The organism is Micromonospora sp. KC606 (assembly GCF_004348675.1).
In the GTDB taxonomy this organism is placed as follows: domain Bacteria; phylum Actinomycetota; class Actinomycetes; order Mycobacteriales; family Micromonosporaceae; genus Micromonospora.
Genome location: NZ_SMKN01000301.1, coordinates 1 through 5,399, shown reverse-complemented (window position 1 = coordinate 5,399; position 5,399 = coordinate 1). Strand labels below are relative to the sequence as shown.

The window sequence follows — 5,399 nt, the reverse complement described above, 5'->3', positions numbered from 1 at the left end:
CCCCACCACCCCCGGGGCTCGCCCCGCCTGGTTGATCATGAAGTTGACGGCGGGAATTGTCCGCTCCGCTCTCGCTAACCTCATGATCGACTGATGCGGGCGTGGGGAGTGGTGCGGGTGGAGATGTCTTCCGTGACGACAGTGTCGCCGTCCACACCGACCGGCTGGTCTTCGACGTCGAGGCGTCCACGGGCGAACTCCGTCCCCGAATCGGCCGGCGGCAGTGACGCGCTCGCCTGGGTCACCCCGGACGAAGCCGCCGCGCTGCCGCTGATGCCCTTCACCGCCGAGCTGCTCGGTCTGCCCGTGACGCCCCTGCCGGCCGGCCTGCCCGGGGCCCTGCCGGCCATTCGGGTCGCCCCGCCGCCGGTCGACCGGCGGCAGCGCTTCGCGGCGTACGGGCTGGTCACCGACCCGCAGGACCGGATCCTGCTGGCCCGGATCGCCGCCGGATATCCGGGCGCGGGGGAGGTGGCAAGGCGGTGGTCACCGAGCTGGCCGGCGGATCGACCGCCGATGCCGGCTGGTTCACGTCTGACCAGCTCACGGGCCTGCCGCTGACCGATGTGGCGGCGGTGGCAACCGGACAACCGGGGCGGTAGCGCCCGCCCGTCGGGCCGGGTCGAGACAGCTCCGGTACAGTCGAAGGTGAGGTTGGCAGAGGAAACGGGCGATGCGGCCCGAGATGGGAACAACGGAGCGGTTCGCGCGGTTTAACGGAGATATAAGTACCGCCGGCAGCTATCGCCAACCACCACTCCCCTGTGTAATGGTGTACTCCGCTTCGACGGCTGCCGGGCCGACAGCGGTCCGGCACGAGACAGCCGGACAACCGTCCCACGGGGCGGCCAGCCGATCCGGTGATGGAGGAAAACGTGCCGAGAGCCCCATGGCGCCGGCGTCGTACGACTGACAGCCCGCGCCCCGCAGGGCGTCGCTGGGCGGGCTCCTTGCGCCGCAGCAGCACGTTCGCCCGCCAGGTGCTGCTGGTCCGGGTGGGTCGCCGCGACGGCGACCCGGCCGCCGGCGCCAACCTTGTTCTCCCCGAGCGCCTCGCCGACCGGCCCCGCCGCCGCTACGGCCTCGACCGCCTCGGCCGGGGTCACGTCCCGATCGAGCGGGCCGGGATCGAAGCGGTCATGCCGGTCAGCCCCGCCCTCGCTCCCGCCACCCCGGCGGACGATTCGCCGGCGATGACCATCCCGCTGCTGCCCGGTGAGCGGACGGCCGCCCGCCGGATGAAGTTCGCGCTGGTCAACGCGTGCACCCTGGCCAGCCTGATGCTCGGCATCAACGCCATCTTCGTGGCCATGGCGGGCGAGCCCCAGCTGGCCGCGCTGCTGCTCATAGCCTGCGTGGCCTTCGACGGCCTGGACGGCGCGCTCGCCCGCAGGTTCGGCGTGGCCAGCCCGTTCGGCGCCCAGATGGATTCGCTGGCCGACATGTGCTCCTTCGGTCTGGCCGCCCCGGTCGTGGTCTACGCCTCGCTCGCCGGGTCGGCGCCCACCGGGGCCGCCGCCGTGGCCGCGGCCCTCGTCGCCGGCTGCGCCGCGATCCGGCTCGCCCGGTTCAACGTCTCGCCCAAGGACGGCCGGTTCTTCTGCGGTGTCCCGACGACCATGGCAGCGGCGGTGCTCGCCCTCACGGTAGCCATCGGGCTGCCGCTGCCACCGGTCGTCCAGATCGCCGGGGTGGCACTACTCGCCTTCGCGATGGTCTCCAGCTTCCCGTACGCCAAGCTGGCCCGGCTGCTGAAGCTGCCGCCGTGGGTCTGGCTCGCCCCGGTGATCGGCGCGCTGGTCGACATCCGGCTCACCTTCGCCCTGGTGGTGGTGGGCTACCTGGTCAGCGGCCCGCTGCTCTGGCTGCACCAGCGCCGCACCGCCTGACCGCCGTACCGACAGCAGCAGGGGCACCGCGCGAGCGGTGCCCCTGCTGCTGTCAACGCCAACGGGCGATGACCGTGGCGCCGCCGACCACCCTGTCGCCCGGCCCCACCAGCGGCTCGGCGGCGTCGGTCGGCAGGTAGACGTCGGTGCGCGAGCCGAACCGGATCAGCCCGATCCGCTCACCCTTGGCCAGCAGCGCCCCGATCGGCGCCCGCTGCACGATCCGGCGGGCGATCAGCCCGGTACGCTGCGCCACCACGACCGTGCCGTGCTCGGTGTCCAGCACCGTGTACGCCGCCACGTTGTGCTCGGCGTCCGGCTTCATCGCGTTGACGAAACCACCGTCGGCGACGAAGTAGTCGACGACCTTGCCAGCCACCGGGGACCGGTTGACGTGTACGTCCAGCACCGACAGGAAGACCGCGACGCGCAGCCACTCACCGTCGCCGAAACGCTCGTCGTGCAGCCGCTGCACCGAGAGCACCTGACCGTCGGCGGCGGCGACCACGGCCGACGGGTCCTCCGGGACGTCCCGCTCCGGGTCGCGGAAGAACGCGGCCACCGGCGCGGCGGCCAGCGCCGGCAGCAGCCAGAGCTTCGACTTCGGCCGAGCCACCTTCGCCACCGCCGCCAACCCGAGGGCGATGCCGGCCGCGGCGACCCCGTTGGAGTCGATGTGCATGCCACGGGTCAGCGGCACGCTGGAGGGCCGGTGGGCCGGCGCCAGGTGGGCGGCGAGTGCCGGGCTGGCCGGGGTGAATCGCAGGTGGTGTACCCGTACCGGCGGGGAGTTGCGCAGCACCAGGTCGGTGCGGAAGCCGTGCAGCACCCCCTGCCGGTCCAGCTCGGCGGCGGCCCCCTCGGTGCGGAACACCGGCGTGGACACGCTCAGCACGGAACCCTCGGTGAGGTACTTGGCCAGGCCGTCGACGGTCGCCCGGGCCTGCTCGGCGGTGCCGGCCAGGGGCTCGGCGGCGATGACCACCTCGGCGGCGTCGGCCTCGGCGAGGGAGCCGACGACGCGTACCCGATCGGCCACCCAGCGGCCCTGGGCCGTGACGTGCTCGCGCAGCGCGGCGGCGTCGGCGGTCTCGGCCGACACCACGGTGAGCGTGTCGCCGGGCAGCAGCGCGTCGATCGCCGCGGCCAGCGCCGCGGACCCCGCGGTCGCGCCGACCAGCAGGGCGGCCTTCGGGTCGTTACGCCGGGCGAGCTCGGCGACGAGGGTACGGGCGGCGCGCTCGCCGATGCGGACCGGACCGGACCGGCCGGGGGTGCGCACGGCGGGGGACTGGGTCATGTCGGGCGGGCTCCTGACGGGGTAGAGATGGGCATCGCGACGGGTCCGCCGCTGTCGGCCTGGCCCGTCCGGTGACGGACGGGCCCTGACGCCGCGACGGCTCGTTCGTGGCCGCCCGGCGGCGCGGCGCGCCGGCCGGTGGAGGGCGGAGTCTCCACCGGCCAGCATACGAGCCGGTGACCGACGACCGCACCGCCACCGCTGTGCTCGGATTAAGGGCGGTCCTTCCGCCGAGGGCCGATCACCGGGTCGACGGGGGCCCCTGTTCCGGTGCGTCGGCCACCCGGTCCTCCACCGCCTCGCCGGGCCGGTCGACCGCCGCCCCGGTGGGCCACTCGTCGGCCCCGTCCGGCGCCGTTCGGTACGGGTCCGGCCGGGGGCCACGCTCGCCGGTGCCGTCCGGGGCCCAGATCGGGGCCGACGGCTCAGCCGGCCCGGCCACCCGGATGTCCGCGGTGGTCACATCGCCGCCTCCGGCGGGGTCGATGTCCGGCTCGTCGAGCCGGGTCGGGTCGGGGCCGGAACGGTCGCCGGCGTGGTGGACGTCGCCTCCGGCCGGTTCTGCTGCCGGTAGGTCCGTTCCGGTCGCCGCGGGTCTGCCCCGCCGGTCGTGCCGGCCAGAGCGCAGCGCCCCGACCAGGCCGAGCAGCCCGATCAGCAGCAGCGCGCCGGCGAGGAACCAGCCGACCGGCGGCAGGGCGAGCCCGAGGATCTGGGCGAGCAGCCACCACAGCGAGAGCCCGACGAAGAGCAGCCCGAAGAGGAGCGAGACAAGATCCGTGCGGTGCGCCCTCATCGGGCCACCTCCAGGTTGCCGGCGTTGACGTGGACGTAGAGCCGCAGCTTGCCGCCGCCGGCGCCGTCCGGGCCCAGGTCGACCACCTGGCGAGACCGGCCGTCCATCCCCGCCGTACGTTGGCCGAAGACGGTGGCCTCGCCGGCGTTGACGTCGGCGATCGTGGTGACGTCGACGTTCGGCGGCACCACGACGGTGGCCTGGCCGAAGTTGACCACGACGGAGACCTGGACGTCCTGTCCGTCGAGGTCCACACCGCGCAGATCCAGGGTGGCGTCGCCGAAGCTGTTCTCGTACCGGTCGGCGAGGTCGCGCCGGTCGGTCGGGGCCCAGGTGACGTTCCCGTCGACGCCGCGGACCCGGTCGTAGGACTCGGCCACCGTCGCCACACCGAGCGCCGCCGCCGTGACCAGCCCCAGCGCGATCAGCCAGCGGGCCCGGCCGAACCAGGTGCCGACCAGCAGCCCGAGGCCGATGGTGGCCAGCGCGGCCGCGAAGTACGCGGCGGCGCCGATGGGAAAGACGCCGAGCAGGTCGAGGATCGCCACCACGCCCAGGGCCAGGAAGACCAACGAGAAGGTCACGGTGCCGAGCGCGGACCGTTCCCGCGGTCGCTTCGGTGGTTTCGGGGGCCGCACCGGTGGTGGCTGCGGCGCGGGCGGTCCGGCGTACGGGCCGTGCGGGGCGAAGGGCTGCCGGTAGCCGGGAGGCAGCGGGGCGCCCATCGCGGGCACGGGCGGCACCGGGGCCGACGGCACACCGACGGGAAAACCCGATCCGGCGTCGGCAGCGACCGGCGCGGCCGGCCAGGCGGTGCTCGGTGCCGGCGGGTACGGGGTCGCCGGCGACCAGGCGGGGAGGTGGGCGGTGCGCTCCTGCGCCGCCGCCCAGGTGTGCGGCGCGGGCGGGCCCGGCATGCCCGGTGCGGGCGGCGGCGGAGCGAAGAGGCCGGGCGCGGGGTAGCTGACCGGCGGCACCGGGCCCGGTGGTGCGGTGGCCGGGGCCGGTGGGTTCTCCCCGCCGGGGGCCGGCGCCGTCCGCGGCGCGTGGCCGTCCCGGTTGAGCAGCAGCGCGCCCCCGATCAGGATCGCCGCGCCGAGCAGCACGGCCCGGAACGGGTCGGTGACGATGTAGCCGAAGCTCACGGCGACCAGGATGGTGAGCACGATGACCGTGACCGGCGACATGCTGGACCGGCCCCGGCCCAGCATCGACTCCACCGGGGAGGCGCTGTCGCCCTCGCCCGGAATGATCAGCCAGGCGGCGACGTAGACCAGGATGCCGACGCCGCCGAAGAAGCCGAGGACGGCGAGGATCACCCGCCAGAGCACCGGGTCGGTGTTGGTGGCCCGGCCGACGGCGGCGCAGACGCCGGCCAGGTACCGGCCCTCGCGCGGGCGGACCAGCCCGTACC

General features: G+C 74.8%; 4 protein-coding genes and 1 pseudogene. 2 read left to right on the top strand and 3 right to left on the bottom strand.

Features of this window, described 5'->3' with window-relative positions; all coding sequences use genetic code 11:
* Positions 1-143: 143 nt before the first annotated feature.
* Positions 144-602, top strand: a pseudogene (locus E1193_RS29730) (hypothetical protein); the annotation flags it as partial.
* A gap of 348 nt (positions 603-950) precedes the next feature.
* Entirely contained in the window at positions 951-1,889 is a 939-nt protein-coding gene (locus E1193_RS29725) for a CDP-alcohol phosphatidyltransferase family protein (protein WP_132186465.1), read from the top strand.
* A 52-nt stretch (positions 1,890-1,941) separates the two neighbouring features.
* On the opposite strand, the gene E1193_RS29720 is transcribed toward E1193_RS29725, so the two are convergent.
* The 3 genes from E1193_RS29720 to E1193_RS29710 form a co-directional block, all read right to left on the bottom strand.
* On the bottom strand, positions 1,942-3,189 hold the full coding sequence (locus tag E1193_RS29720; RefSeq protein ID WP_132186464.1) for a phosphatidylserine decarboxylase: 1,248 nt from the start codon (positions 3,187-3,189) through the stop codon (positions 1,942-1,944).
* Between the two features lie 241 nt (positions 3,190-3,430).
* Entirely contained in the window at positions 3,431-3,985 is a 555-nt protein-coding gene (locus tag E1193_RS29715; RefSeq protein WP_132186463.1) for a hypothetical protein, read from the bottom strand.
* Positions 3,982-5,399 (bottom strand): PspC domain-containing protein (locus E1193_RS29710; protein WP_132186462.1); only part of this gene is annotated, 1,418 nt, incomplete at its 5' end. The genes E1193_RS29710 and E1193_RS29715, both read right to left, overlap by 4 nt.